19 protein-coding genes are annotated in these 25,798 nt (G+C 69.7%); 7 read left to right on the forward strand and 12 right to left on the reverse strand.

Annotation, left to right across the window (positions count from 1 at the left end):
- Positions 1–79: 79 nt before the first annotated feature.
- Positions 80–715, reverse strand: a complete 636-nt coding sequence (locus ACLJPX_RS07215; RefSeq protein WP_101608961.1) for a helix-turn-helix transcriptional regulator — start codon at positions 713–715, stop codon at positions 80–82.
- A gap of 83 nt (positions 716–798) precedes the next feature.
- Positions 799–1,050 carry a hypothetical protein gene (locus ACLJPX_RS07220; RefSeq protein ID WP_410599330.1) on the reverse strand — a complete coding sequence of 84 codons (252 nt, stop codon included), beginning with the start codon at positions 1,048–1,050 and terminating at the stop codon, positions 799–801.
- 319 nt (positions 1,051–1,369) lie between these two features.
- Here ACLJPX_RS07220 and ACLJPX_RS07225 point away from each other — a divergent pair, with 319 nt between their 5' ends.
- The 4 genes from ACLJPX_RS07225 (at position 1,370) to ACLJPX_RS07240 (ending at position 9,970) form a co-directional block, all read left to right on the forward strand.
- On the forward strand, positions 1,370–3,454 hold the full coding sequence (locus tag ACLJPX_RS07225) for a BTAD domain-containing putative transcriptional regulator (protein ID WP_410599331.1): 2,085 nt from the start codon (positions 1,370–1,372) through the stop codon (positions 3,452–3,454).
- 104 nt (positions 3,455–3,558) lie between these two features.
- A complete protein-coding gene (locus tag ACLJPX_RS07230) occupies positions 3,559–7,215 on the forward strand; it encodes a BTAD domain-containing putative transcriptional regulator (protein WP_410599332.1) in 3,657 nt (1,218 codons plus the stop codon).
- 113 nt (positions 7,216–7,328) lie between these two features.
- Entirely contained in the window at positions 7,329–8,588 is a 1,260-nt protein-coding gene (locus ACLJPX_RS07235; protein ID WP_410599333.1) for an ABC transporter substrate-binding protein, read from the forward strand.
- An 11-nt stretch (positions 8,589–8,599) separates the two neighbouring features.
- Positions 8,600–9,970, forward strand: a complete 1,371-nt coding sequence (locus tag ACLJPX_RS07240; protein WP_410599334.1) for a GH1 family beta-glucosidase — start codon at positions 8,600–8,602, stop codon at positions 9,968–9,970.
- 106 nt (positions 9,971–10,076) lie between these two features.
- Here ACLJPX_RS07240 and ACLJPX_RS07245 read toward each other — a convergent pair whose 3' ends face one another.
- From ACLJPX_RS07245 to ACLJPX_RS07255, 3 genes are read right to left on the reverse strand one after another with little or no spacing between them, the layout of a single operon-like run.
- Positions 10,077–10,904: a carbohydrate ABC transporter permease gene (locus ACLJPX_RS07245; RefSeq protein WP_410599335.1), complete on the reverse strand. Its 828-nt coding sequence runs from the start codon at positions 10,902–10,904 to the stop codon at positions 10,077–10,079.
- Between the two features lie 3 nt (positions 10,905–10,907).
- On the reverse strand, positions 10,908–11,801 hold the full coding sequence (locus tag ACLJPX_RS07250; protein ID WP_101608966.1) for a carbohydrate ABC transporter permease: 894 nt from the start codon (positions 11,799–11,801) through the stop codon (positions 10,908–10,910).
- Positions 11,798–12,559: a DeoR/GlpR family DNA-binding transcription regulator gene (locus ACLJPX_RS07255; protein ID WP_410599336.1), complete on the reverse strand. Its 762-nt coding sequence runs from the start codon at positions 12,557–12,559 to the stop codon at positions 11,798–11,800. Before ACLJPX_RS07255 ends, ACLJPX_RS07250 begins: the two co-directional genes overlap by 4 nt.
- 259 nt (positions 12,560–12,818) lie before the next feature.
- Here ACLJPX_RS07255 and ACLJPX_RS07260 point away from each other — a divergent pair, with 259 nt between their 5' ends.
- Positions 12,819–15,221 (forward strand): beta-L-arabinofuranosidase domain-containing protein, encoded by a 2,403-nt coding sequence (locus ACLJPX_RS07260; protein ID WP_410599337.1) that lies wholly within the window; start codon positions 12,819–12,821, stop codon positions 15,219–15,221.
- A gap of 365 nt (positions 15,222–15,586) precedes the next feature.
- Here ACLJPX_RS07260 and ACLJPX_RS07265 read toward each other — a convergent pair whose 3' ends face one another.
- The 3 genes from ACLJPX_RS07265 to ACLJPX_RS07275 all read right to left on the reverse strand — a co-directional run bounded on the left by ACLJPX_RS07265 (position 15,587) and on the right by ACLJPX_RS07275 (position 18,927).
- Positions 15,587–16,720 (reverse strand): serine hydrolase domain-containing protein, encoded by a 1,134-nt coding sequence (locus ACLJPX_RS07265; RefSeq protein WP_410599338.1) that lies wholly within the window; start codon positions 16,718–16,720, stop codon positions 15,587–15,589.
- Positions 16,721–16,787: 67 nt separating this feature from the next.
- Positions 16,788–18,608, reverse strand: coding sequence for a glutamine--fructose-6-phosphate transaminase (isomerizing) (glmS, locus tag ACLJPX_RS07270; RefSeq protein WP_410599339.1), 1,821 nt, complete (start codon positions 18,606–18,608; stop codon positions 16,788–16,790).
- A 58-nt stretch (positions 18,609–18,666) separates the two neighbouring features.
- Positions 18,667–18,927, reverse strand: coding sequence for a hypothetical protein (locus ACLJPX_RS07275; protein WP_101608972.1), 261 nt, complete (start codon positions 18,925–18,927; stop codon positions 18,667–18,669).
- A gap of 175 nt (positions 18,928–19,102) precedes the next feature.
- Here ACLJPX_RS07275 and ACLJPX_RS07280 point away from each other — a divergent pair, with 175 nt between their 5' ends.
- Complete coding sequence (locus ACLJPX_RS07280; protein ID WP_410599340.1) at positions 19,103–21,217, forward strand: ATP-binding protein; 2,115 nt, start codon at positions 19,103–19,105, stop codon at positions 21,215–21,217.
- Here ACLJPX_RS07280 and ACLJPX_RS07285 read toward each other — a convergent pair.
- Genes ACLJPX_RS07285 through ACLJPX_RS07300 form a run of 4 tightly spaced genes read right to left on the reverse strand, consistent with a single transcriptional unit; the run spans position 21,171 to position 24,333 of the window.
- Positions 21,171–22,259, reverse strand: coding sequence for a M20 family metallopeptidase (locus tag ACLJPX_RS07285; protein WP_410599341.1), 1,089 nt, complete (start codon positions 22,257–22,259; stop codon positions 21,171–21,173). The genes ACLJPX_RS07280 and ACLJPX_RS07285 overlap by 47 nt on opposite strands.
- A gap of 18 nt (positions 22,260–22,277) precedes the next feature.
- Entirely contained in the window at positions 22,278–22,868 is a 591-nt protein-coding gene (locus ACLJPX_RS07290; RefSeq protein WP_410599342.1) for a hypothetical protein, read from the reverse strand.
- The gene (locus tag ACLJPX_RS07295; protein WP_410599343.1) at positions 22,865–24,166 is read right to left on the reverse strand and encodes a glycosyltransferase family 2 protein; all 1,302 of its coding nucleotides are present in this window, start codon (positions 24,164–24,166) and stop codon (positions 22,865–22,867) included. Before ACLJPX_RS07295 ends, ACLJPX_RS07290 begins: the two co-directional genes overlap by 4 nt.
- Positions 24,167–24,177: 11 nt before the next feature.
- Positions 24,178–24,333 carry a hypothetical protein gene (locus ACLJPX_RS07300; protein WP_168214352.1) on the reverse strand — a complete coding sequence of 52 codons (156 nt, stop codon included), beginning with the start codon at positions 24,331–24,333 and terminating at the stop codon, positions 24,178–24,180.
- A 250-nt stretch (positions 24,334–24,583) separates the two neighbouring features.
- Here ACLJPX_RS07300 and wecB point away from each other — a divergent pair, with 250 nt between their 5' ends.
- Positions 24,584–25,798, forward strand: a complete 1,215-nt coding sequence (wecB, locus tag ACLJPX_RS07305) for a non-hydrolyzing UDP-N-acetylglucosamine 2-epimerase (protein WP_410599344.1) — start codon at positions 24,584–24,586, stop codon at positions 25,796–25,798.

Here is a 25,798-nt window from a genome sequence, read left to right on the forward strand (position 1 = left end):
AGGGGACTTTCCCCGCATCCGACGCGACGAAAGCGCCCTTCGTCGCGTGACATGCGGCCATGGGCCCCTTCAGCCCGTTCTAGATGACTCCCGCTCGCACGGCGTACGCGACGGCGTGCGGCCGGTTCTTCAGCTTCAGCCGTCCGGTGATGCCCTGGATGATGTGCTTCACGCTGCGTTCCGAGTAGCAGAGCTCGCCCGCGATCTCGACGGTGTCCTTGCCGTCGGCCATCAGGCGCAGGACGTCGATCTCCCGCGTGGTGAGCCCGGCGGTGTTGACGCCCATCGGGTCGAGCACCTCGCGCTGCAGCCGTTCGACGTGCTTGAGCAGTTCGCCGAGCAGGCTCGGCGGGAGCACCCCGCCGCCGGAGGCCGCCGCGCGGACGGCGTGCGCGAGCCGCTCACCGGTCGTCGCCGAACGCGGCAGGACCGCCACCACCCGGCATTCGATCGCGGGCACCAGTTCCGCCTCGCTGATCTGGCTCACCACGAGCACCACCGGCTTGCCGTCCTCGGAGGCGAGCCGTCGCAGCCACAGCACGATCTCGGGGGTGAGCCATTCGGCGGCGAACACCAGTACGTCGGTGTCGGCGCGCTGCTCCCAGTCCCGGATGTCGATCCCCTGCTGCGTGCCCAGCTGACTGGCCAGGCCCGCCGTGGTGATCGGATCGGGCGCGTGCACCGCCACGGTGATCTGTCGGGTTTCCGTGTCCACTCTGTCCCCTCCGCTTGATCCGCGGCCCCAGTCGGATGGGACACAGTCTGCGAAGGAGCTCTTCACGAACTCTCCACGAGTTCTCAACGAGGCGTGAAGAACTTCGTGGCCAGCTGAAACGCCTCCACGTACTTGGGAAGTTCGTCGAGGATCTCGCGGAGCCTGTCCTCGGGTCCGGTGTAGTCCGGGTCGGCGAGCAGGGCGTACCCGTAGGCCAGCGTCCGCCGGAGCTCGGCGACGCGCGCTTCGGCCTCGTCGGCGTCGAGCATCAGCCTGCCGTCGTGGGCGAGGCCGAGCAGGACATCTCCGGCGAATCGCTCCTGATCCTGGCTCACCGACACAGCATGCACAGCCACGCATGCCAGGGAACAGGGCCGGACGACACTCTGCCCCCGAGAACGTCCGGCTTTGCCCAGTCGCCCCTCGGCTGTCCACATCCTGAAAACCACATGAACGGGCACCGACCTCGACCCCGTTCACGGTGGTGAACCCCCTGAACCGGACCGCCCTGGCAAAACGCGAGAATGTCTCATGACCAGCGGACGAAACCCACACGCTGAGTGTCCGATTGATTGCGAAACCCACAACGGCCCCACTAGGATTTTCCCCGGGCGCGATGCTCTTTCCGGAAGTCGGACGCACAGGCGGCAGGTCATGGACGAGGTTCCCTCGCTGACGGTGCGGCTACTGGGCGGCGCCCCCGCCCGGCACGGCTCCGGCGAGATCGCCCTGGGGCCCGCTCAGCGGCAAGCGGTGTTCGCCGCGCTCGCCCTGCACGCCGGCCAGTTCGTCTCCCGCAAGGACATCATCGACGCCGTGTGGGGTGAGCGGCCCCCGGACAGCGCCACCGGCATCGTCTACACCTACGTCTCCGCGCTGCGCCGCGCGCTGGAGCCCGTGGGCGAGCCGCTCGTCGCCACCCGCGCCGGTTACAGCCTCGACCTGCCGAGACAGCAGGTCGACGTCCACGTCTTCGAAGCCGAATTGGAACGGGCCCGCACCTACCGGCTCGCGGGCGAGCACCACCGGGAGCTGGAGTCACTGCGCTCGGCGCTCGCTCAGTGGCGGGGTTCCGCGCTGACCGGCATCCCCGGTCCCTTCGCCGAAACCCAGCGCGCCCGGCTGAACGAACTGCGCATGGGCGCGCTCGAACGCCAGGCCGAGGTCGCGTTGCACCTGGGCGGCTATCGCGACCTCGTGGGCGAGCTGGCCGTGCTGGTCGAGCGCCATCCGTTGCACGAAGGCCTGCACCGCATGCTGGTCACCGCGCTGTTCCGGTCCGGCAGGCAGGCCGAAGCACTGGCCGCGTTCGACAGCGCCCGCGAGACGATCATCGAGCAGTCCGGTCTCGAACCCGGTCCGGAGCTGCTGGCGCTGCGACAGCGGGTCCTGGACGGCGACCCGTCACTGCACCACCAGGACCAGCCGGACCGCCACCGGCCGACGCGGGCGCTGCCCGAACGGACGTCCGCCTTCGTCGGCCGCGAGTTCGAACTGGGCCGGTTGCGCCGTCACCTGTCCGCGTTGCTGGACGAAGGCCGCGGCGGGACGGTGTGGCTGGACGGCGAGGCGGGCAGCGGCAAGAGCGCGCTCCTGGCGGAGGCCCTCGCCACGGCGGGAAACCGGACGCGCTGGGTCGAAGCCGACGAACTGACCAGCGCGGTCCCGCTGAGCCTCATCGCCGACTGCCTCGGCGGGGAGGCGCTCGACAATCTCACCAGGACGGTCACCGAACTGTGCGAGGACGGGCCGCGGGTACTCGTCTTCGAGGATCTGCACTGGGCCGACGAGGACAGCCTGCTCGCCTGGCAGCGCCTGCACCGGCTCACCACGCACCTGCCGCTGCTGCTGATCGGCTCCGCGCGCCCGCTCCCCCGGCGCCGCACGCTCGACGTCCTCCGCTCGCGGCTCGACGGCGAGATCGTCTCGCTGCCGCCGTTCGACGGCCCGGCCGTCGCCGCGCTCGCCGAGGAGACCCTGGCCAGGGATCCCGGTGAGGACTTCCTCGGGTTCGCCGCCGAGTACACCGCGGGCAACGCCGGTTACCTGTGCGAGCTGTTCACCGAATTCGCCGAAGGCCACGACCTGGCGGCCGCGCCGCACCGCCGGATCACCGCCGTGGTGGAAGATCATCTCGCCACGCTTTCCGTGGCGTGCAAGCGAACGCTGACCTCGGCCGCGCTGCTCGGCTCGTCGTTCACGGTCGCCGACCTGACCGGTGTGACCGGCCGCGAGCTGCGGGCGCTGATCGAAGCGGTCGAGGAGGCGCTCGCCGCGCGCGTGCTGGAAACCGAAGGGGATCGCCTGCGGTTCCGCGTCCCCCTGGTGCGTTCGGTGTTCGCCGCGAACACCCCGCCCGCCATCCGCGCCGTGCTGCACCAGGAGATCGCCGCGACCATGGTGGGCTCCGGCGCGCCCGCGGACCGCGTCGCCGAGCAGCTGCTCCAGGTGGGCGACGAGCTGACGGCACGGTGGATCCCGCAATGGCTGCTCGACAACGTCGGCGTGCTGTCCACCGGGCCCGCCGTCGAACTGCTCCACCTGCTTTCGCACCAGCGGAACCTCACCGAGGAGCAGCACCAAAGCCTGGCCGGCGAACTCGCCGCGCTTCTGCTGCCCGAAACGGGCACGGAGAACTCCTGGCCCACCGCCCGCACGACGGGGGCCGCGCAGCCCTGGTGCGCGCCGCTGCACGCCCTCGCCCGCCCCGGTGTCCCGCCTCAGCGCGGCGTCGTCTGACCCACACCCGGGTGCGCAACCGAACCGCCACGCGTACGTCCTAAACTGCGGGGACCACGGTAGTGATCCGGCCACTTTCGGTGAGGACGAGAAATGGAGCCGGCGTGACGAACGGGCTGCGCGTCGAGCTGCTCGGGCCGCCCCGTGCCTGGCTCGAAGACGTCGAGCTGAAGCTCGGGCCCGCCCGCCAGCGCGCGGTTTTCGCCACCCTCGCGGCGCGGTGCGGCCAGTCCGTTTCGCTCGGTGAACTGATCGCCGACGTCTGGGGCGGCTCGGCGCCGGCCAGCGCCACCGGCAGTGTCCACACCTACGTCTCCGGTCTGCGCGGGGCGATCCGCAAGGCGGGCGGCGCCGCGCACGAGGTGCTGCATTCGTCCGGATCGAGCTACGTGCTGCGGCTGGACCGCGAGGCGCTCGACGTCCACCTGGCCGAACGGGACGCCGCCGACGCCAGGAAACTCCTGCTCGCCCACGCGGATCAGCGTGGCGCGGCCGCCCGGCTCACCACCGCGCTCGGCCGCTGGCGCGGCGAGGCCTACTCCGGCGTACCGGGCCCGTTCGCCGAAGCCGAGCGCGTCCGGCTTTCCGAACTCCAGCTGACCGCCACCGAACTGCGGGCCACCGCGCTGCTCGGCCTCGGCGACCACCGTGAACTGGTGGCCGAGCTGACCGCGCTGGTCCAGCGGCACCCGTTGCGCGAGACGCTGCACGAGACGCTCATGCGCGCCCTGCACGCCAGCGGGCGGCAGATCGAAGCGCTGACCGTCTACCGCGATGCCCGGCGCGTGCTCCGTGACGAACTGGGCGTCGAGCCCGGCGCCCCGCTGCGTGAACTCCATCAGCGCATCCTTGACGGCACCGAAAAACCTGTCACCGGATCGAAACCGGTTCCGGTGCGCGTCGTGCCGCCGCCGGTGGCCAAGGCGATCGAACGCGGCGGCCAGGGTCAGCTGCCCGGCCGGGCCCGTCAGGTCGAACGGCTGGACGGGTTCGTCACCGACCTGCTCGCCGGGCGCGGGCGTCCGGTCTGGCTCGAAGGCGAACCGGGGATCGGCAAGTCGGAGCTGCTGATCGCCGGGCTGGCGGGCGCGGCGGCACGCGGCTGCCAGCTCGCCTGGACCGCGGCCGACGAGCTCCAGCAACGGTTTCCGCTGCAGGTGATCATGGAATGCCTCGGGGTGCACCACGGCGCCGCGGATCCGGCCAAGGCCAAACTGGCCGGTGAGCTGCACGCCGAGCCCGCGCACGGGAACTGGGGCCCCACCGACCCGATCCTGTCCACCGTGGACAAACTGCTGGCACTGGTCGACGAGACCTGCGCGGCGGGCCCGCTGGTGCTGGTGATCGACGATCTCCATTGGGCCGACGAGGCCAGTGTGCTGCTTTGGCAACGCCTCGCCGCCGCCACCCGCCAGCTGCCGCTGCTGCTGGTCGCCGCCACGCGCACCGGGCACGGCCGCCGGGACCTCGCCCAGCTGCGCCGCGGGATCGAGGCGAGGGACGGCGAGATCATGCCGGTCGAGGTGCTGACCGACGACGAGGTCACCGCGGTCTTCGAGGTGATCCTCGCGGCGAAACTGGGCCCGAGCCTGCGCCCGCTGGTCCGGCGCGCGGCCGGGAATCCGCTCTACGCCAGGGAAATCGCGCACGACCTGGTCCGCACCGGCTCGCTGCGGATCAAGGCGGGCGTGGCCGAGGTGACGCTCAACGGCAGCGAGAACGCGCCGCGATCGCTGCTGGCGGCGGTGGGCCGCACGCTGGAATGCCTCGACCCGGCCACGACCGACATCCTGCGCACCGCCTCGCTGCTGGGCGCGGAGTTCGCGGTCGAGGACCTCGCCGCGCTGGCGGGCAAGAGCCCGCTGGAGGTCCTGCGGGATCTCGAACCGGCCACCACCGCCGGGGTGATCGAGTACGCGGGCGACAAACTCGCCTTCCACCATCCGTTCCAGCGGCAGGCGCTCTACGGCGGCATCGCCGAACCGGTCCGCGCCGCGCTGCACCGGCGCGCCGCCGAGGCGCTCGCACGCGGTGGCGCGCCGATCAAACGGGTCGCCGAGCAACTGGCGGCCGAGCCGGTGCCGGTCGACCCGTGGCTGGTCGGCTGGCTCACCGGCAACCACATCGCGGTGTCCAACCGCGCCCCGCACATCGCGGCCGACCTCCTCCGCGGCGCGCTCGACAGCACGGTGCCCACCCGCGAGCAACGGGAGACGCTGATCGCCGCGCTGGTCCGCGTGCTGTTCCGGCTCGAAAAAGACCCGGAGGCCGAGGCGGAGCAGGCGGTGAAGACGGTCGGCGACAAGGCGGATCTGGCGCAGATGCGGCATGTCCTCGCCGCGCTGCGCTACCGCCGGGGCGACACCCCCGGCGCGATCGAGGCGCTCGCCGACACCGCGGACGACCCGTCGATGCCGGAACTGTGGCGGACCAGCACCCGCACCCTGCTCGCCAACTTCCGGCGCGGCACGCTCGACGATCTCGGCGAGACCGAACGGATCGCGCGGGGCCTGCACGCCGAGGCCGTCGAGGCGGGCGAACGGTATCCCGCCGCGCACGCGCAGCAGACGTTGTGGCTCGTGCATTCGATCCGCCGCGAGCACGACCGGGCGCTGACCGCGGTCGACGCCGCGCTCGAGACCACCGGGGACGAAGCCGACCTGGCGACGCTGCGGTTCGACCTGCTCGACAACCGCCTCTTCACCCTGCAGAACCTCGACCGTCTCGACGAGGCCGACGCCACGCTGCACGCCGGGTACGAGACGGCGGCGCGGCACGGCCTGCCGACCGGCCCGCAGGTCTCGGCGGCCGTGCACTACTACTGGACCGGCCGCTGGGACGAGGCGCTGGCCGAACTGGACTCGGTCACCGAGGACGGCCCGGCGATCACCTTCTACGGCGTGCGCGAGCCGGGGGCCGCCGCCCTGCTGCTGCACGGGGTCGCCGCCCTCATCGCGGGCCACCGGAACGAACGAGTCTCCGTCCGCGCGCATCTGGAAGCGGCCGAGGCACACTCGCCGTCGAACTCCTCCGAGCGCGAAAGCTGCGACTTCTACCTCGCCGCCCAGGCGATGGCCGCCGAGCAGCGTGACCGGCTCGACGACGCGCTGCGGCTGTTCGCACCGGTGCTGCGCCCCGACTTCGCCCAGATGATGCTGCGGCACCAATGGCTTCCCGACGTCGTCCGGATCGCGCTCGCGGCCGGGAACGACGACCTCGCAAGGGAAGCGCTCGCCGTCTGCGCCGAGGAAGCGAGCCAGGAGACCGTGCCCGCGAGGGCCGCGGCGGCCGCCGCCCGGTGCCGCGCGCTGATCGACGGCGATCCCGAAGGCGTGCTGGCCGCGGCCGATCACTATCGCGAGGTCCGCCGCCCGATCGAACTCGCGGCCTCGCTGGAGGACGCCGCCGAACTGCTCGGCCGCACCGGCCACCTCGAAGCGGCCACCCAGGCGCTCACCGAGGCGTGCGAGGTACTCGGGCAGGTCGGCGCGGGCTGGAACATCCGCCGGGCGGAAAACAGGCTGCGCCGCCACGGCGTGCTGAGCCGTGCCGAGCGGGGTCCCCGCCACGCCGGGGCGCTGTCGCCGCTGGAACTGCGGGTCGCGCGGCTGGTGGCGGCGAAACTGTCCAATCCGGAGATCGCCGCGGAACTGAGCCTGCCGAGGCGGACGGTGCAGTCGCTGGTGTCCCGGGTGCTGACCAAACTGCACGCCGATTCCCGGCTGACCGTCGGCGATCAGTTGCCGAGACGGCTCGCGTGAGCCGTCTCTTCGGGCAACGCGGTTGTCCCAACGGACGGCACGCGCTGCCACCGCCCGATCACCACGACATAATTCGCCTGCAGTCCGTGAATCGCGCACGACCGAGGAGAGCCATGACCCGCCTGCTGGCCGGATTGGCGGCCTTCGCGCTGCTGCTCACCGGCTGTTCGGGAAAGCCGGCGGAATCCGGCGGACCGATCAAGCTGACCGTCGCCACCTTCGGCGAGTTCGGCTACGAGAAGCTCTTCGACGAGTACGAGAAGGCGCATCCGGGGATCACGGTCGAGGGCCGGGTCGCCGACTTCGAGACGCACCACCGTCAGCTCGCCACCGGCCTCGGCGCCGGACGCGGCAGCGCGGACGTGGTGGCGATCGAGGAGCAGTACCTCCCCAAGTTCCGTCAATCCACGGACAAGTTCACCGATCTGTCCGAATTCGGCGCGCAGGGCCTCCGCACGAACTGGCCCGGCTGGAAATGGGACCAGGGCACCGCGAACGACGGGAAGTTCGTGATGGGCCTCGGCACCGACATGGGCAGCCTCGCCCTCTGCTACCGCCGCGACCTGTTCGCGAACGCCGGTCTGCCGACCGACCGCGACCAGGTGGCCGCGCTGTGGCCGACCTGGGAGAAGTTCGCCGAAACCGGGGAGAAGTTCAGTTCGAGGGCGCCGGACGTCAAGTTCGCCGACTCGGCGGGCACCATCTACACGGCGATGCTCAACCAGGCTCAGGAGAACTACTTCGCCAAGGACGACACGTTCGTCGGCGACACGAACCCGAACGTGCGCAAGGCCTTCGACCTGGCGGGCGGGATGGCGCTGAAGAAGGAGACGGCCGCCGTCACCACCTTCACCCAGCCTTGGACGGTGGCGATCAAGCAAAGCCGGTTCGCCGCCATCACCTGTCCCGCCTGGATGCTCACCCAGATCGAGGAGGCGGGCGGCCCGGAACTCGCGGGCAAATGGGACGTCACCTCGGTTCCCGGCAAGGCGGGCAACTGGGGCGGGTCGTTCCTGACCGTCCCGAAACAGGGCGAGCACCGCAAGGAGGCCTACGACCTCGCCGTCTGGCTCACCGCGCCGGAACAGCAGAAGCGGATCTTCCTGGAAAGCGGCCTGCTGCCGAGCGCGCTGGGCGCCTACCAGGACGGCGCCGTGCTTTCCCACACCAGCAAGTACTTCAGCGACGCGCCGGTCGGCAAGATCTTCGCCGCGTCCGCCGAAGCCCTCCGCCCGAACTATCGCGGGCTGCGCGACGGTGAGGTGCGGCCCGTGTACGGGCACGCGCTCGGCCGGGTCGAAGAGGGAAGGCAAACGCTCGATCAGGCCTGGACCCAGGCCGCGACCGAAGGCCGCGCCGCGGCCGCCAAATGAGCGGGGACGGCGTGACACGCGGGTTTCCGGCCGGGTTCCGCTGGGGAACGGCCACGGCGGCGTACCAGATCGAGGGCTCGACGACCGCCGACGGCCGCGGACCGTCCATTTGGGACACCTTCACCGCGCGACCGGGCCTGGTGCTCGACGGCGCCACCGGCGACCCGGCGTGCGACCACTACCGGCGCTATCGCGAGGACGTCGGCCTGCTGAGCGAACTCGGCGTGCCGTACTACCGCTTCTCGGTCGCGTGGTCACGGGTCATGCCGGACGGCCGCACGATCGAACCGCGCGGGCTCGCCTTCTACGATCGTCTTGTCGACACGTTGCTGGAGCACGGGATCACCCCGATGGTCACGCTCTACCACTGGGATCTGCCGCAGGCTTTGCAGGAGGAAGGCGGCTGGCCCAACCGCGACGTCGCGAGTCTCTTCGCCGACTACACCCTGACCGTCCACAAGGCACTCGGCGACCGCGTCCGGCAATGGACCACGATCAACGAACCGTTCTGCGCCGCCTTCATCGGCTACGGCAACGGCGACCACGCGCCGGGCATCCGGGACGAGGGCGCCGCACTGGTGGCGGGGCACAACCTGATGCTCGCGCACGGGCGGGCCGCGCAGGCGTTGCGCGCGGGTGGCGGTGAGCAGGAAGTGTCCATCGTGCTCAACTTCGCCCCGGTGCTGACCGACGTGGACGACGCCGAGCACCGCGAGGCCGCGCGCAAATTCGACTTCCTGCACAACAGGTTCTTCCTCGACCCGCTGCTCGGCCGCGGTTATCCGCCCGAGCTGCTGGCGGATCTGGAGCATCTCGGCACCCTCGAAGCGGCGATCGCGGACGGCGATCTGGACCTCATCGCGCAGCCGCTCGACGTCCTGGGCGTCAACTACTACGCGCCCGCCCGCGCGGTCCCGCTCGCCGACCCCGAGGCCGACAGCAACTGCCCACTGCCCGGCCTGCGCGGGATGGACGTCACGCCACCCCGCGGTGACCTGACCTCGCTCGGCTGGGAGCAGCGCCCGGAGTCGTTCACCGATCTGCTGCTGTGGCTGCGTGACCACTGCCCCGGCCTGCCGCTCGTGATCGCCGAGAACGGGGCCGCCTTCGAGGACGAGGTCGTGGACGGTCGCGTGCACGACACGAAACGCGTGCGGTACTTCGCCGAGCACCTCGCCGCCGTCCACGACGCGATCGAACGCGGCGCCGACATCCGCGGCTACATGGCCTGGTCGCTGCTGGACAACTTCGAATGGGCCATGGGGTACACGCAGCGCTTCGGCCTCGTGCACGTCGACTTCGGCACCCAGGAGCGGACGCTCAAGGACAGCGCCCGGTTCTACGCGGACGTGGTGGCGCGCAACGGTCTCGCAGGAGCGTGAGCGGCCCGGTCACGGGTCCCTGAAGTGCTATGAAAGGCCCGTTACTTGCAAATTTCGCAAGTAACGGGCCTTTCATAGCGTCCCGGGGGGTGGCGCGCGACGGGACTCAGCCCCGCAGCGCACCGCGCATGACGCCGTCGACCACCTTCCTGGCCAGCAGGATGAACAGCACGATGACCGGCAGGACGCCGAGCGTGGCCGCGGTGAGCATCAGCGAGTAGTCGGTGAAGTAGCCGCTGGCCAGCCGCGACAGTGCCACCTGGACCGTCGGGTGCGCGTTGGGATCGAGCACGATCAAGGGCCAGAAGAAGTCGTTCCACGCGGTCATGAACGTCAGCATCGCGAGCACGGCGGCCTGGGGGCGGATGGCGGGCATGGCGACGCTCCAGAACAGCCGCGCCGTCGAACAGCCGTCGACGCGACCCGCGTCGAGCAGTTCGCCCGGGATCGCTTCTTCGCACGCCTGCCGCATCCAGAACACGCTGAAGGCGCCGACCAGCCCGGGCACGATCACCGCCTCCAGCCGCCCGTACCAGCCGAGTTCGCCGACCACCAGGTAGAGCGGGATGACCCCGAGCTGGGCGGGCACCATCGCGGTGCCGATGACGACCAGGAAGAGCGAGTCGCGGCCGGGGAACCGCAGGCGCGCGAAGGCGAATCCGGCCATGCTGGAGAGCAGCACGTTCGAGACGGTCACCGTACCGGCGACGATCAGCGAGTTCTGCATCGCCAGCCAGAAGTCGACGGTCTCGAAGACCTTGCCCACGTTCTCGATCAGGTTGCCGCCGGGCAGCAGCGGCGGGGTGGTCTCGCCGAGGGCGGAATTGTCCTTGGAGGACACCACGAACGACCAGTACAGCGGGAAGATCGAGGCGATGCCGACGGCGAGCAGCAGCCCGTAGACGACGAAACCGGTCCGTTCCCTGGCCGCCACGCCTCACTCACCGCCCCGGATCCGGCGCACGAGCGAGAAGTTGACCAGCGCGAAGCCCGCCGAGAACAGGAAGAGCAGCCACGCGATGGCCGCCGCGTATCCGGCGTCGAACTCGCCGAACCCCTTCTCGTACAAGTACATGGCGAGGGTCTGGAACTGCCGGTCGGCGCCGCCGGTCCCGTTGGTGCCGGTGTCGTCGAACAGCTGCGGTTCGGCGAACAGCTGCAGTCCGCCGATGGTCGAGACGACGACGGTGAAGGCGATGGTCGGCCGGATCGCGGGCACGGTGATCGACCAGAACGTCCGCCAGCGCGACGCGCCGTCGAGCATGGCGGCGTCGTAGCGCTCCTGCGGCACGGACTGCATGGCCGCGAGGTAGAGCAGCGCGTTGTAGCCGGTCCAGCGCCACATCACCATCACGCTCACCGCGACATGCGAGGCGAACCGGTCCGACCGCCAGTCCACCGGGTCGAGACCGACCAGGCCCAGCGCCCAGTTGACGACGCCGTAGTCCTCGGCGAAGAGCTGGCTGAACACCAACGCCACCGCGACCACCGAGACGACGTTGGGCAACAGCACGCTGGCCCGCCACAGGGTCCGCGCGCGCAACGGGCGGTCGAGCAGCGCGGCGAGCCCGAGCGCGGCCAGCAGCTGGGGGACGGTGGAGAGGACGAAGATGCTGACCGTGTTGAAGAGCGCGTTGTAGAAGTTCGGATCCTGGAGCAGGACGGCGAAGTTGCCGAGCCCGGCGAACCCGGTGTCGCCGTTGATCAGATGCCAGTGGTGCAGCGCCACCCAGGCGGTGTAGAGCAGGGGAAAGAGGCCGAAAACGCCGAACAGGACGTAGAACGGCGCTGTCATCAGGTATCCGGCGAGCCGCTCGCCCGTTCGCCTCAAACGGTGATCACCTTGACGCCGGTCTGGGTGATCTCGTCGGCGATCCGGGGATCGACGCCGGCGTCGGTGATCAGGGTGTCGACGTCCCCGAGGTCACCGAACCGGGCGAAGTGGTCGTTGCCGATCTTGGTGTGATCGGCCAGCAGCACCGTCCGCCGCGCGGAGGCGATGGCCGCGCGCTTGACCATCGCCTCGGCGGTGTCCGGCGTGGTGAGCCCTCGTTCGACGGAAAGGCCGTTGGCACCGATGAAGGCGACGTCGACGTAGGTGTCCTTGAGGGTGTCGAGAGCCCAGCTGTCGACCGAGGCCATGGTGTGGCCCCGGAGTCTTCCGCCGACCAGCATCAGCGTGATGCCGGGCCGGTTGGCGAGGGCGCAGGCGTTGGGCAGGGACGGGGTGACCACGGTCAGTTCGCGATCGGCGGGGATGAGGCCGGCCAGGCGTCCCACGGTGGTGCCCGCGTCGAGCAGGATCGCGCCCTCGACGGGGATCTCGTCCAGCGCGGCGGTGGCGATGCGGTCCTTTTCCACCGTCATCACCGTGTCGCGGGCGTCGAGGCCGGGCTCGATGCCCAGCCGCTCGACCGGGATCGCGCCGCCGTGCACCCGGCGCAGCACCCCGCTGCGCTCCAACGCCGTCAGGTCGCGACGGACGGTCTCGCTGGTGATCTCGAAAGCGGCCGCGAGTGTCGCCACGTCGACGCGGCCGTCCTGCCGGGCTTGCTTGAGGATGGCGCGTTGCCGCTCTTCGGCGTACAACGGTCACCTCCTGCCCTGGCGGATGAGCGGTCATGGCGACAATAGTTGCTTTCTCACCGGTCCGACAACGGAACCCCTCGGTAACCGGGAGCTTTCCGCGGCGCTCTGTCCATTGAGGACACTGCGCCGGGTGGACCTTGCCGCGGTATTGCCCGAATCGACGGCCGATTTGCCCGTTCGGACCGACCGAACGGCGGATTTACAACGTTGTATCAACGATGTAAATCTGGTCGCACCGGGCCAGGAAAGGGGAAACCCCATGTCAGTCCCCCGCCGCAACTTCCTCAAAGCCACCCTCGCGACAGGCCTCGCCGTCGGCGTCGGCACGCAGGCCACAGCCGAAGCCGCAGCCGCGGCCGCGGCGCCCTACGTGGCGAACCGCGCGCCGCTCCTGCCCGCTCCCCTGGTCCGGCTCCCGCCCGGCTCGGCGAAGGCCGGTGGCTGGCTGGCCACCCAGCTCCGCAAGCAGCTCGACGGCCTCAACGGCCGCTACCAGGAGGTCTCGCATTACCTCGCGTTCGACAACACCGGCTGGACGCGGCCCGAGCTGAAAGGCTGGGAGGAGGTGCCGTACTGGCTGCGCGGTTACGGCGATCTCGGCTACGTCACCGGCGACGCCCGCGTGCTCGCCGACACGCGCCGCTGGATCGACGCGATCCTCGCCACCCAGGCCCCGGACGGGTACTTCGGCCCGTCCGAGCTGCGCACCCGGCAGTCGGGCCACGCGGACCTCTGGCCGCACATGCCGATGCTGCACGCGCTGCGCTCGTACGACGAGTACACAAAGGACGCCCGGGTCGTCCCGTTCCTCAGCCGCTACTTCCGTTTCATGGCGGCACAACCGGTGTCCGTGTACACCGACGGCTGGGGCAGCACCCGCTGGGCCGACACGATCGACGTCGTCTACTGGCTCTACAACCGCACCGGCGAGCCGTTCCTGCTGGATCTGGTCCGCACCATCCACCGGCACTCGGCGAACTGGGTGGACAACCTGCCCACCGGGCACAACGTCAACATCACCCAGGGCTTCCGCGAACCGGGCCAGTTCTGGGTCCTCTCCGGAGATCCGGCGCATCGCGCGAGCGCGTACGCGAACTACGACCGGATCCAGGGCCGCTACGGCCAGTTCCCCGGCGGCGGCTTCGCCGGTGACGAGAACGTCCGGCCCGGCTACGACGATCCCCGGCAGGGCTTCGAAACCTGCGGGATCGTCGAGTACATGATGAGCCACGAGATCCTCGCCAGGACGACCGGCGATCCCGTCTGGGCCGACCGCGTCGAGGAGCTCGCCTTCAACCTGCTTCCCGCCGCGCTGGATCCGGCGGGGCGGGGCGTGCACTACGTGACGTCGGCGAACGGGATCCAGCTCGACCGGCAGCCGAAGACGTTGAGCCAGTTCGACAACGACTTCACCATGCAGGCGTACGAACCGGGGATCGACAACTACCGGTGCTGCCCGCACAACTACGGGATGGGCTGGCCGTACTACGTCGAAGAGATGTGGCAGGCGACGGCGGGCGGCGGTCTCTGCGCGATGCTGTACGGCGCGTCCACGGTGACCGCGAAGGTCGCCGGCGGCACTCCGGTGACCATCACGCAGACGACCGGCTATCCGTTCTCCGACACCGTCACGTTCACCTTCTCGCTGCCGAAGCCGACGGATTTCCCTTTCCAGGTCAGGATTCCCGGCTGGTGCCCGGCACCGGCGCTGTCGGTGAACGGTGGCACGGTCGCCGTGAGCGGCGGCCCGCGGTACGAAACCGTCCGCCGGGTCTGGCGGACCGGCGACCGCGTCACCCTGCGGCTGCCGATGACCACCCGCACGCGGGTCTGGGCGCGCAACCACGGCTCCGTCTCGGTCGACCGCGGGCCGCTGACGTTCTCCCTCGCGATCCAGGAGAACTGGAGCCGGGTCGCGGGCGACGACCAATGGCCCGTCCACGAGGTCCGGCCCGGCTCCGCGTGGAACTACGGCCTGGTGCCGCAGGCCGCGTTCACGGTCTCCACGACGGGCGGGAACCCGCTCGACCCGTTCACCCCGGCGAACAGCCCGGTCCGGCTCACCACCGACGCCCAGCGCATCGACGCGTGGCAGGCGAGCGAGCAGAACGTGATCGACGAACTCGCCGACAGCCCGGTCGCCGTGACCACACCGGTCCAGCGCGTCACCCTGATCCCGATGGGCGCCGCGCGGCTGCGGGTGACGTCGTTCCCGCGGACCGGCGGATCACGGCCGTGGCGGACCGGCTGGACCCGGATCGAGAACCGCAACTCCGGCAAGCTCCTCGGCGTGGACCGGATGTCCACCGCGGACTCGGCGCAGGTCGTGCAGTTCCACGACAACGGCACCGCGGACCATCTGTGGCGCACAATCGACAACGGCGATGGCTGGTTCCGTGTCAAGAACCGCAACTCCGGCAAAGTCCTCGGCGTGGACCAGATGTCCACGGCGAACTCCGCGCGGGTCGTCCAGTTCGACGACAACGGCACCGCGGACCACCTCTGGCGGTTCCTGGACAACGGGGACGGGTGGTTCCGCCTCCAGAACCGCAATTCGAGCAAGGTCCTCGGCGTGGACCTCATGTCCATGGCGGACTCGGCCATCGTCGTGCAGTACGACGACAACGGGACCGCGGACCACCTGTGGCGCCTGCTGGACTAGGCGCTTTCGCGACACCAGGTACAGGTACCCCAACCCACTCGGTACCGGCGCCCTGGCCAGCGGGCTGGTTGTCGCCTGGCGGGGTGCGACCGTCCACAAGGGACTGCGGGACGGATCCTGATACCCGATTCGAGCGCTTCGCACGGTTTCGCGCGGAGGTCGTGAGCGATAAGAAGCGTTAGAACGACACTTGCCACTCACGACCTCCCCGAAAACCCTGGCGTCTAGTGGCGATCACGACAGTAGCGAAGGCCCCCATCACTACTGTCAAGGTAGGCAAGGGGCCCTTCACAGCCCCGCCCCCGTGGACGACCGCGGGCGATAGGCGACCAAGACACCCTTGGCCCGAATCGCCACTCACGGGCCTAGGTCTTCGGCAGGCTCCTGCTCGCCGCTTCCGCGATCTTCTGCACGATGAGCGGCTGGCCGTCCGGGGATTTCACCGTGGGATTGACCGAGTACGCCACCACCCTGGAGAGGTCCTGGGTGGCGAAGATCCCGCTCGCGTAGCCGTACCGGCTGCCGGTCTTTCCCCAGACGGTGAGCCCGTTCAGGGTCAGCTTCATCAAGCCCTGGCTGTAACTCGCGCGTCCGTTGCCGTCGGCCATGGGCACGTCCGGCACGGCGAACAGGCGCGGCATCACCGAGGGACCGAGCAGCCGTCCCCCGAACAGACCGGTGATGAACTTGTCGAGGTCCCCGGCCGTGGAGATGATCGCGCCGGCGGCGCCGGGGATGGACTGGTTCATCTCGGTGACGTCGACCAGTTCCCCGTCCACGTCGAGATAACCGCGCGCGGCCGGGTTCGGCAGACGCGGGTCGTCCTCCGGGTAGTAGGTCTTCCAAAGGCCGAGCGGAACGGTGATGCGGTCGCGCAGATTGCGGGCGTAGGACTGTCCCGTCACCTTCTCGACGAGCATCCCCGCCGTGACGTAAGCGGTGTTCGTGTACTTCTGGGCCGTGCCGGGCTGGAAGTCGATCGGATGGCGCAGCGCGGTGTCCACCACTTCGCGCGGGCTCCAGTGCTCGTAGCGATGCGCGAGGATCCACTCCGGCTCGTAGAGACCGGGGATGTCCACCGACGGCAACCCGGAGGTGTGGTCGAGCAGGGTGTGCACCGGCACCGGCGGATAGCCAGCCGGGAGCAGCCCGGGGAGGTACCGCTGCACCGGCTGTTCGAGGTCGATCCGGTTCTCCTGCGCCAGCTGGAGCACCATGACGGCGGTGTAGACCTTGGTGGTGCTGCCGATCCGGAAGAACCCGTCCGGCCGGACGGGGGCATGCGTGCGGACGTCCGATTCCCCGGAGGTGCCGGACCACGCGCCGGACAGGCCGGTGACCCGGACCAGCGCGCCCGTCGTGTCCTTGTCGGGCAGACCCGCGATCGCCGCCGACAACGCGACGGGGTCGGGCTTTCCGAGGCAGGGTGTCGCGGCGGCCGGCACCGAGGTGAGGACCGCCGCGACGACGGCGACTGCTGTGACAACTGGAAGTTTCATGTCACAGATGATGTCCGCGTGAGACGCCGGGGACATCGGGGAGATACCTGATCTTCGAAGATCAGGGTCACTCCACGGTGACCGACTTCGCGAGGTTCCGCGGCTTGTCGATGTCGTGGCCGAGGATCAGCGCGGCGTGGTAAGCCAGCAACTGCAGCGGGATCGTGAGCAGGATCGGGTCGAGTTCCGGCTCCGAACGCGGGACGACGAACCGCGGCACGTCGAGGTCGCCGAAGTCGACGTCGTCGTGCGTGATCGCCAGGACCGGGCCCTTGCGGGCCTTGATCTGCTGCATCGCGGCGAGGTTGCGGTCGGCGAGGTCGTCGAACGGCACGATGGCGACCGTGGGCAGCGACTCGTCGATCAGCGCGAGCGGGCCGTGCTTGAGTTCCGAGGTCTGGTAGGCCTCCGCGTGCCGGTACGAGATCTCCTTGAACTTCTGCGCGCCTTCCCGTGCCACCGGGAAACCCCGGACGCGGCCGATGAAGAACAGGCTCCGCGCGTCCGCGCAGGTCTTGGCGTGCTCGGCGATCTGCGACTCCGCCTCCACAATGGACGCGACCTGCTTCGGCAGGGCCCGGATGGCGGCCACGATGCGCTGTCCGTCCGCATTGGACAGATCGCGGACCCGGCCCAGCGCCAGCGCGATCATCGCGAACCCGACGGCCATGTTGGTGAGCGCCTTGGTCGAGGCGACGGCGATCTCGGGACCCGCGTGCAGGTACAGACCGCCCTCGCAGGCCCGCGCGATCGTCGAGCCGACGACGTTGACGAGGCCGATCACCCGGCCGCCCTTGCGCTTGACCTCTTCGACGGCGAAGGCGGTGTCCGCCGTTTCGCCGGACTGGCTGACCGCGATGTAGAGGGTGTCGGCCTCGATGATGGGGTTGCGATAGCGGAACTCGGACGCGGCCTCCGCGTCGGCCGGGACCCGTGCCAGGTCCTCGATCATGGTCGCGCCGATCTGCCCGGCGTAGTACGCGGAGCCACAGCCGAGGATCTTCACCCTGGCGAAGCCGCGCAGATCACGGGGAGTCAGGTTCAGACCGTCCAAACGGGACACTCCGAAGCGGTCGTCGAGGCGGCCCCGGATCATGCGCTCCAGGCATTCCGACTGCTCCTGGATCTCCTTGTACATGTAGTGCCGGTGACCCCCGAGGTCGAGGTCGTCGGCCTTGATGTCGATCGCGGTCGCGGCCTTGCCGGTGTCGCTCTCGTCGACGGTGAAGGTGCGGTAGCCCGTCGCCGAGACGCTGGCGAACTCGCCGTCGTCGAGGTGCACCACCTGCGAGGTGTGCCGGACCAGCGCGGACAGGTCGCTGGCCACGAACATCTCCCGGTCGCCGACGCCGATGATCAGCGGCGAACCGTTGCGCGCGACCACGACGCGATCGGGGTGCTCGGTGTCGGTCACGGCGATCGCGTAGGTACCGGTGACCCGGGAAACGGCCTCGACGACAGCGTCTTCGAGGGTCTTCGCGCCCGACCTCGCGATGAGGTGGGCGAGCACTTCGGTGTCGGTCTCGGAGGTCAGCGTCACCCCGGCCTGGCCGAGCTGCTCGCGCAGGCTGTCGGCGTTGTCGATGATCCCGTTGTGCACCACGGAGATCCGGCCGTCCTCGGAGACGTGCGGATGGGCGTTCGCCTCGGTCGCCGGGCCGTGCGTCGCCCACCTCGTGTGCCCGATGCCGACCTTGCCCGCGAGCCGCTTGGGCAGGGCCGCCGTCAGGTTCCGCACCCGCCCCACGATCCGGTGCACCTGCGCGCCTTTACCGCCCAGGACGGAGATCCCGGCCGAGTCGTAGCCGCGGTATTCCAGCCGCGTGAGCCCCTCGATCAGGATCGGGGCGGCGTTCTGACCGCCGATGTAGCCGACGATTCCGCACATGACGAGTCAACCTCACAAAGAAAACGGACGAATGGCACGCGAGACCGGGCGTGCCCCGTCAGCCGTAGACGATGCGGCGCAGTTGCCGCTCGGACAGTTCGGGAGGCGCGACGAGCCGCGCGCCCAGTTCCCCGGCGATGAGGGGGAAGATCTCGGGATTCTTCCTGCCTTCGCCCTGCAACTGAGCGTGCCGCGACCGGACGTACTGCTCGACCGGCTGCCGGTAGAACGCCAGGACGTCCTCGACGACACGGGCGGCGATGGCCGTCGACAGACCCGTCGACAGGGCCACCTGCTCGACGATGTCCGCGTCCTCCACGCTCCCATCATGCACAGCGAGGTCTCGAAACGCCAGTTCTTGCCCGAAATCGGGCAAGAACTGGCGACTTGGGTCACTCGAAGAAGCTTGTGTCGACGAAACACGGGGTGCTCCATCGGAGTGGCGGTGCCGGTACCGGCTACTACCGGCGCGGCCGCGCGGCCAGACTTGAGCCATGGCCGGTCAGCCCGACTCGCACAGCGCACCCCCTCGAGGTTCTGGCCTGATTCCGGCCGGGCCGGTGGTGCCACGGCAGTTGCCACTGGCGGTACGCGACTTCACCGGCCGCGCCGAGCACGTGGCCGCCCTCGACGCGCTGCTTTCCGAGAACGGACCGAACAGCGGCTCCGAGGCCGTGGTCATCTCGGCGCTGGACGGAGCCGCCGGCATCGGCAAGACCTCCTTGGCGGTGCACTGGGCGCACCGGGTCCAGGACCGCTTCCCCGACGGAACCTTGTACGTCAACATGCGCGGCTACGGCCCCGGTGACGCCGCCGGGCCCGGCGAGGTGCTGGACGGTTTTCTCCGGGCCTTGGGGACGCCACCCGACGATCTGCCGCAGGGGGTCGAGGCGCAGGCCGGGTTGTACCGCTCTCTCCTGGCCCATCGCCAGGTCTTGATCGTGCTGGACAACGCGAACAGCGCGGACCAGGTCCGTCCGCTACTGCCCGCCGCACCGGGTTGCATGGCTGTCGTGACCAGCCGGGACAGTCTGACCGGCCTGGTCGTGACCGAGTCCGCCACCCGGGTCACGCTGGATCTCCTCAGTTTCGGCGAGGCGCTGCAGCTGGTGACCGGGATCGTCGGACCGGAGCGGGCGGCGGCCGAACCGGCCTCGGTCACCGCCTTGATCAGGCTGTGCGCGCGGCTTCCCCTGGCGTTGCGGATCGCCGCCAGCCGGGTCGGCGACGACGGGCAGACCATGGTCGCCGACGTCGTCGCCGAACTGACCGACGACCGCGACCGCCTCGACGTCCTGAGTGACTCGGGGGATGAACGAGCCGCCGTCCGGGCGGTCTTCGATTCGTCGTATCAAAGGCTCACCGCGGACCAGGCGTCGTTGTTCCGGCGGTTGGGCCTCCATCCCGGCCAGGATCTGAGCCTGCACGCCGCCGCGGCCATCGGCAGGCTCGACCCGAGGGAAGCTCGGAAACTACTCGGCGCCCTCGCGGCGGCGCATCTCGTCGAACCCTCCGCCGGTAAGCGCTATCGCTTCCACGACCTTCTGCGCGCCTACGCCGCGGAGCAGGCGATGGTCATCGACAGCGCCCAAGAGCGCGATGACGTTTTGGAGTCACTGCTCAGGTGGTACGCGAACGCCACCCACGCGTGCGACGTCCTGCTCTTCCCCGGTCACCTCAGGCTGCCTCCGCTCGCGGCGAGGTCTAGTCCGCTGCCGCCGTTCGACGATCAGCAAGGAGCGATGGCCTGGATCGAGGCCGAACGCCTCAATTGTCTGGCCGTCCTGCGGCTCGCCGCGAACACCGGGCTGCATCGGCACGCGATCTCCCTGGCCGAAGGGATGCGGTTCCTCCTTCTGCTCGGCAGGCTGGACGAATGGCTCGAGTGCGGGGAGACCGGGCTGAACGCCGCACGAAGATCCGGCGACACCGCCGTCGAGGTCAGACTGCTGCTCAACACCTCGGAAGCACTGACCCTGCTGAAACGCTGGGACGAGGCACTGGCCGAACTCGACCGGGCCATGACCCTGTCGGACGATCTCGACGACGACTACTGCCGAGGCTCGGTTCTCAACGGAATCGGCTTGGCCCATCTCGATCGGGGCGAATTCGACAAGGCACTCGTTTCCCTCTTCGAAGCACGGCACGTGATCCCCCGAGGCGAGCGCATGGAAGGAGTCATCGAAGGCAATCTCGGCTACGCGTACGCCGGGCTCCAGCAGTATCGGCAAGCGTTCGAGCACTGCGAACGAGGACTCGCCCTGCGGCGCCAGGTCGGCGACGGGACCGGTGAGGTCGGCGCGATGAACGGGATCGCAGAGCTGCTGCAGACGGTCGGCGACCACGAGAAAGCCATCGACGTGTGCCGGACCGCCATCGCGCGGGCCAGGGCGATTCGCGCGCCACTGTCGATCGCCCACCCGTTGGAAACACTCGCCGAGTCACTCCGAGAGAGGGGCGCGTTGCCCGAAGCCGTCGAATGCTGGCGCGAAGCGGCAGCGCTCTTCGCCAGGTACGGCAACGAACAACGCGCCCATCAGGCGCGTGAACGGATCAAGGACGTCAGTCTGCAGACGTCCGGTCCCGGATCGCCGCCACGAGCCCGGTGACGAGGTTCGCCCGCTCCACCATCGACTCGACCAGCAGGTACTCGTGATCGGCGTGCGCGCCGCCGCCGACGGCGCCCAGCCCGTCGAGGGTCGGCACGCCGATCGCGGCCGTGAGGTTGCCGTCGCTCCCGCCGCCGACGGCGACACCGGCGACACCGGGAAGCAGCCGCTCCGCCACAGCGAAGAGCTCCGCGGCGGCCGACTCGGGCATCGGCGGCCGGTGGATCCCGCCTCGGACCAGGATTTTCGCCCCGGCGAGACGCGGGGTCAGCGCGGCGAAGCCCGCTTCGACGCGCTCCTTCTCCTCGGCGGACTCGACTCGGATGTCGACCACGACGGTCGCGGAGGCGGGAACGACGTTGCTCGCGGTTCCCGCCGAAGCGACGGTGGGGGTGACGCTCGTCCCGGCCGCCGGCCGGTCGAGCGCGGCGATGGCCAGCACCTGGTGCGCCGCTTCGGTCAGCGCGTTCACCCCGGCTTCGGGTTCGAGGCCGGCGTGCGACGCCCGGCCGGTGATGACGACCTCGAAGGTGCCGCATCCCTTGCGCCCGATCTTGAGACCGCCGCCGTCGGCCGCTCCTTCGAACACGAGCACCGAGCCGCACACGCGGGCGCGTTCCTCGATGAGCGCCCGGGATTCGTGCGAGCCCGTTTCCTCGTCGGCCGTCACCAGGATCTCGACACCGGTCAGATCGTCGAGTGCCGCCAGGCCGTGGATCGCCTGCACCAGCCCGCCGAGCATGTCGAACACCCCGGGGCCGGTCACCCGGCCGCCGGTCACCGCGAACGGGCGGCGCGCCAGCGTGCCGATCGGGAACACGGTGTCGTGGTGCCCCAGGATCAGCACGCGGGGTTCACCACCGCCGGACCACCGGACGTGGGGTCCGGCCGCGCTCTCCGTCAGGGTCGCCGTACCGCCGAGGCGGCTCTCGAGGAGGGCTGCGACGGCCTCGGCCGAGGCCGTCAAAGCCTTGAGGTCACCCGAAGGCGACTCGATTTCGACGAGGGTCCTGAGGTCTTCGATCATCGCGTCGGCAGTCATCCGAACACCTTCGCATGCTCACTCCTGCCGGACAGTGGCCCCGGCCAACGTCGCGTACCACGGGCCCGTGGTGAAACCCGGTCCGGTTTCCTCGCCGAGATAGAGATCCACGTGCCGGTCACCGCCGAAGCCCGGGGTGAACTCGTCGACGACCACCCAGCGCGCGTCGAGCAGGCGTGCGCACACCTCGCCCGCCGGGAACCGGCCACAGTCCATCAGCCGGAACGCCGTCCCCCTGGCGAGCACTCCCGGATCCGCGGCCGCCGAGACGAACGGGCGCAACGCGTCACCGGCGGCGTCGCGGGGCTCGGAGTCCAGCCAGTAGCCGACATTGTGGGACCAGTTGAGATACCCGCCCGCTTGGAGGCGGCCGGTTCCTTCTTCACGCACCGCCGCGACGAAGCCCGCCGGATGCCGCCCCAGATCTGCGTCACCGAAAACACAGTCGCGGTCGGGACAACCCCGGACGCCGACCGGCGGTTCGTGGTGGAACTCCTCGACGGCGGTGTAGTAGACGGTCGCCGTCCAGCCTGTCGATTCCTCCACCCCGCAACCGGCGAGCGAGCACGCCAGGAGCACCGCGGCGAGCAGATGACCCCGCCGGGTCACGCCACTCCGGCGGAGACGGTCTCGTCCTCGCTCAGCCGCTCGGTTTTGGTCCAGCTGTTGCGGCGGGCCAGCACGCGGAACAGCGCGCGCCAGGTGGCGATCACGCCGAGCACCAGGAATCCCGGATAGAGAAGGCCCGCGAGCAGACAGCGGTGGAACGGTTCCTCGCCGAGCCGCAGCCGGTGCACGACCGCCCACACCACACCGGGGACCAGCAGCACGACCACGCCGATCAACGCCGCGCCCGGCAACGCCGACGGCGGCGCGATCAGCCCGCCCAAGGTGACGCCCGACCACGAAGCGACGAGCGTGCCCACGAACAACAGCGAAACCACCAAGGACAACGGCACCGTCAGCCAAGGCGTCACGAGATAGGCGAGGAAGTCCAAGAGACCGATACTGCCCACGTGACGCGAGGCCAGCAATTCCCGCAAATGCCTTGCGCACTGCAAATTGCCCTGTGCCCATCGCGTACGTTGCCGCAGCAACCTGCGCAGATCGACGAGTCCTTGCTGCGTCACCCACGCCGATTTCACGTACCGCATCCGAATACCGGCGACGTGCAGCCTCAGCCCGAGTTCGAGGTCTTCCACCAGACAGTCCGACCAGGGGGCCGGATCGAAACGGCGCAGCACGCCGAGTCTCGTGAATTGCCCGTTCCCGCCCATTCCGACACTGCCCGCGAGATCGCGCAGGCTTTGCGACGCGTCGGCGACCGCCCCGAACTCCAGATCCTGCAACAAGGCCAGAATGCTGCGCCGATTGTGAATACGCACCCGGCATTGCACGGCGCCGATTCCGCGGTCGCCGAACACGTCGGCCACCTCGCGCAGCATCCCCGGGCTGCCCCGGCCGTCCCCGTCGATGATGCCGACGATCGTCCGCGGCACGCTTCCCTCGGCCTCGCACAGCCGGCGGATGTAGCGGTAGCCGGCGTTCAGCGCCTCCCCCTTGCCCTGACGGGCCAGCGGGAGATCACGGCGCAGGACGTGCAGGCGCGGGTCGGTCACCTCGCGGAGGACGCCCGGCGTGCCGTCGTCCGATCCGTCGTCGATGACCAGGACGCGCACCGGATTCCGCGTCGTGCCAAGCGAAAGCGCGGTGCGGACGGTGTTCCCGACCACCCGCTCCTCGTTGAGCGCCGGGATCACGATCCAGAATTCCAGCCCCTCCCCGCGCGCGGCCACCGCCCGGCGCGGGCGGCCGGTGCGCCACGCGAACGCCGCGAGCAGGATGTTGTGCGTCGGCCACCACAGGAGCAACAGCATCATGGTCGCGGCGAAGGCGGGGTTCGTCATGGGCGGGTGGTTCAGTCCTTCAAGCGAAGGTGCAGCGAACGCGCCATGAGCAGCAGGGCGATCGCGCCGATCACCATGGCGAGCACGGTGCTCACCGTCGCCCCCGCCATCGTCGCGCCGATTCCGAGCGCGGAAACCTTGACCGGGCCCACCGGCACCATCGACATGTCTTTCCTCCGGACAGAGGGCGCCGCAAACATCTACTCACAGTTTTCACACCGTGAGCCTGGGGTCACCCTGGGAAGCGATATTAAGCCTTTCGGGTGGGTACAGTACCCCGTCTGTGTTAACGTTCGCGGGCGACGATCCCCCGTAAAGGTGACCATCAGTTAGTGATCCTCGCCTCACCTACCACTCCTTCGTGACTTCAACGACGAATTCACGCCGTACCAAGCGCGAACCCGGAAGAAGGACCAGGTGCGTAACGCACAGAACGAGACCGACGCCATGCCCGAAATCTGGCTGGTCGCGGGAACCCGCCCGGAAGCCGTGAAACTGGCCCCGGTGGCCAGGGCCCTGGCTTCCGAAGGCCGGATGCGGCCCGTGGTCGTGGCCACGGGACAGCATCCCGAAATGGTCGACCAGGCCTTGGCGACCTTCGGATTGACGGCGGATGAACGGCTGACCCTGAACCGGCGAACGGGGTCCCAACCGGAACTCCTTTCCGGACTCCTCCTGGGTTTGGAGGAAATAGCCGCGCGACGTCCGCCCGCCGCCGTGGTCGTCCAGGGCGACACGACGACGACGTTGGCCGGGGCACTGTCGGCGTTCTGGCGGCGTGTTCCCGTCGTGCACCTCGAGGCGGGCCTCCGCTCGTTCGACCTGGGGGCGCCGTTCCCCGAGGAGCTCAACCGGAAACTGGTGACCCAGGCGGCCGCGCTGCACCTCGCTCCCACTCCCGACGCCGCCGCGAACCTGCTGGCCGAAGGGGTGCCCGAGGAGAACGTGCTCGTCGCGGGCAACACCGTCGTCGACGCGATCCTCACGGTGACGGACAAATCCACCACGGTGCACGATCCCGAACTGGCGACGCTGCTCGAAAACGCGACCCGCGGCGCGGTCAAACTGATGCTGGTCACCCTGCACCGCCGCGAATCCTGGGGCGAGCCGATGCGCCAGGTCCTGCGCGCGGTGGCCGAGTTGATGGCCTCGGATCCGGAACTGCGGGTGGTGCTTCCCGCGCATCCGAACCCGCAGGTGCGTGCCCTGGTCCGCGAGGAACTGGCCGCGACGCCGGGTGTGCTGATCACCGGGTCGCTGCCCTATCCCGAACTGGCGGCGACCCTCGCGGCCAGCACGCTGGTGCTCTCCGATTCGGGCGGTATCCAGGAAGAGGCCCCGACCTTCGGCGTCCCGGTCCTGGTGCTCCGTGACGTCACCGAGCGCATGGAGGCCGTGAACGCCGGTTGCGCGCTGCTCGTCGGCACCGACGGCGAGAAGATCGTCTCGACCGCGACGCGACTGCTGAACGACCCGGCGGCGCGGACGCGGATGATGAGCAGCGGCAACCCGTTCGGCGACGGCGCCGCCTCCGAACGGACCGAGCAGGCACTCGCGCATCTGCTGGGGCTGGCCGCGGATCTGCCCGCTCCGTTCCGGCCCGCCTCCGCGAGCGATCTGGCCGAGGTCTGA

The organism is Amycolatopsis sp. lyj-90 (genome assembly GCF_046549035.1).
Taxonomy (GTDB): domain Bacteria; phylum Actinomycetota; class Actinomycetes; order Mycobacteriales; family Pseudonocardiaceae; genus Amycolatopsis.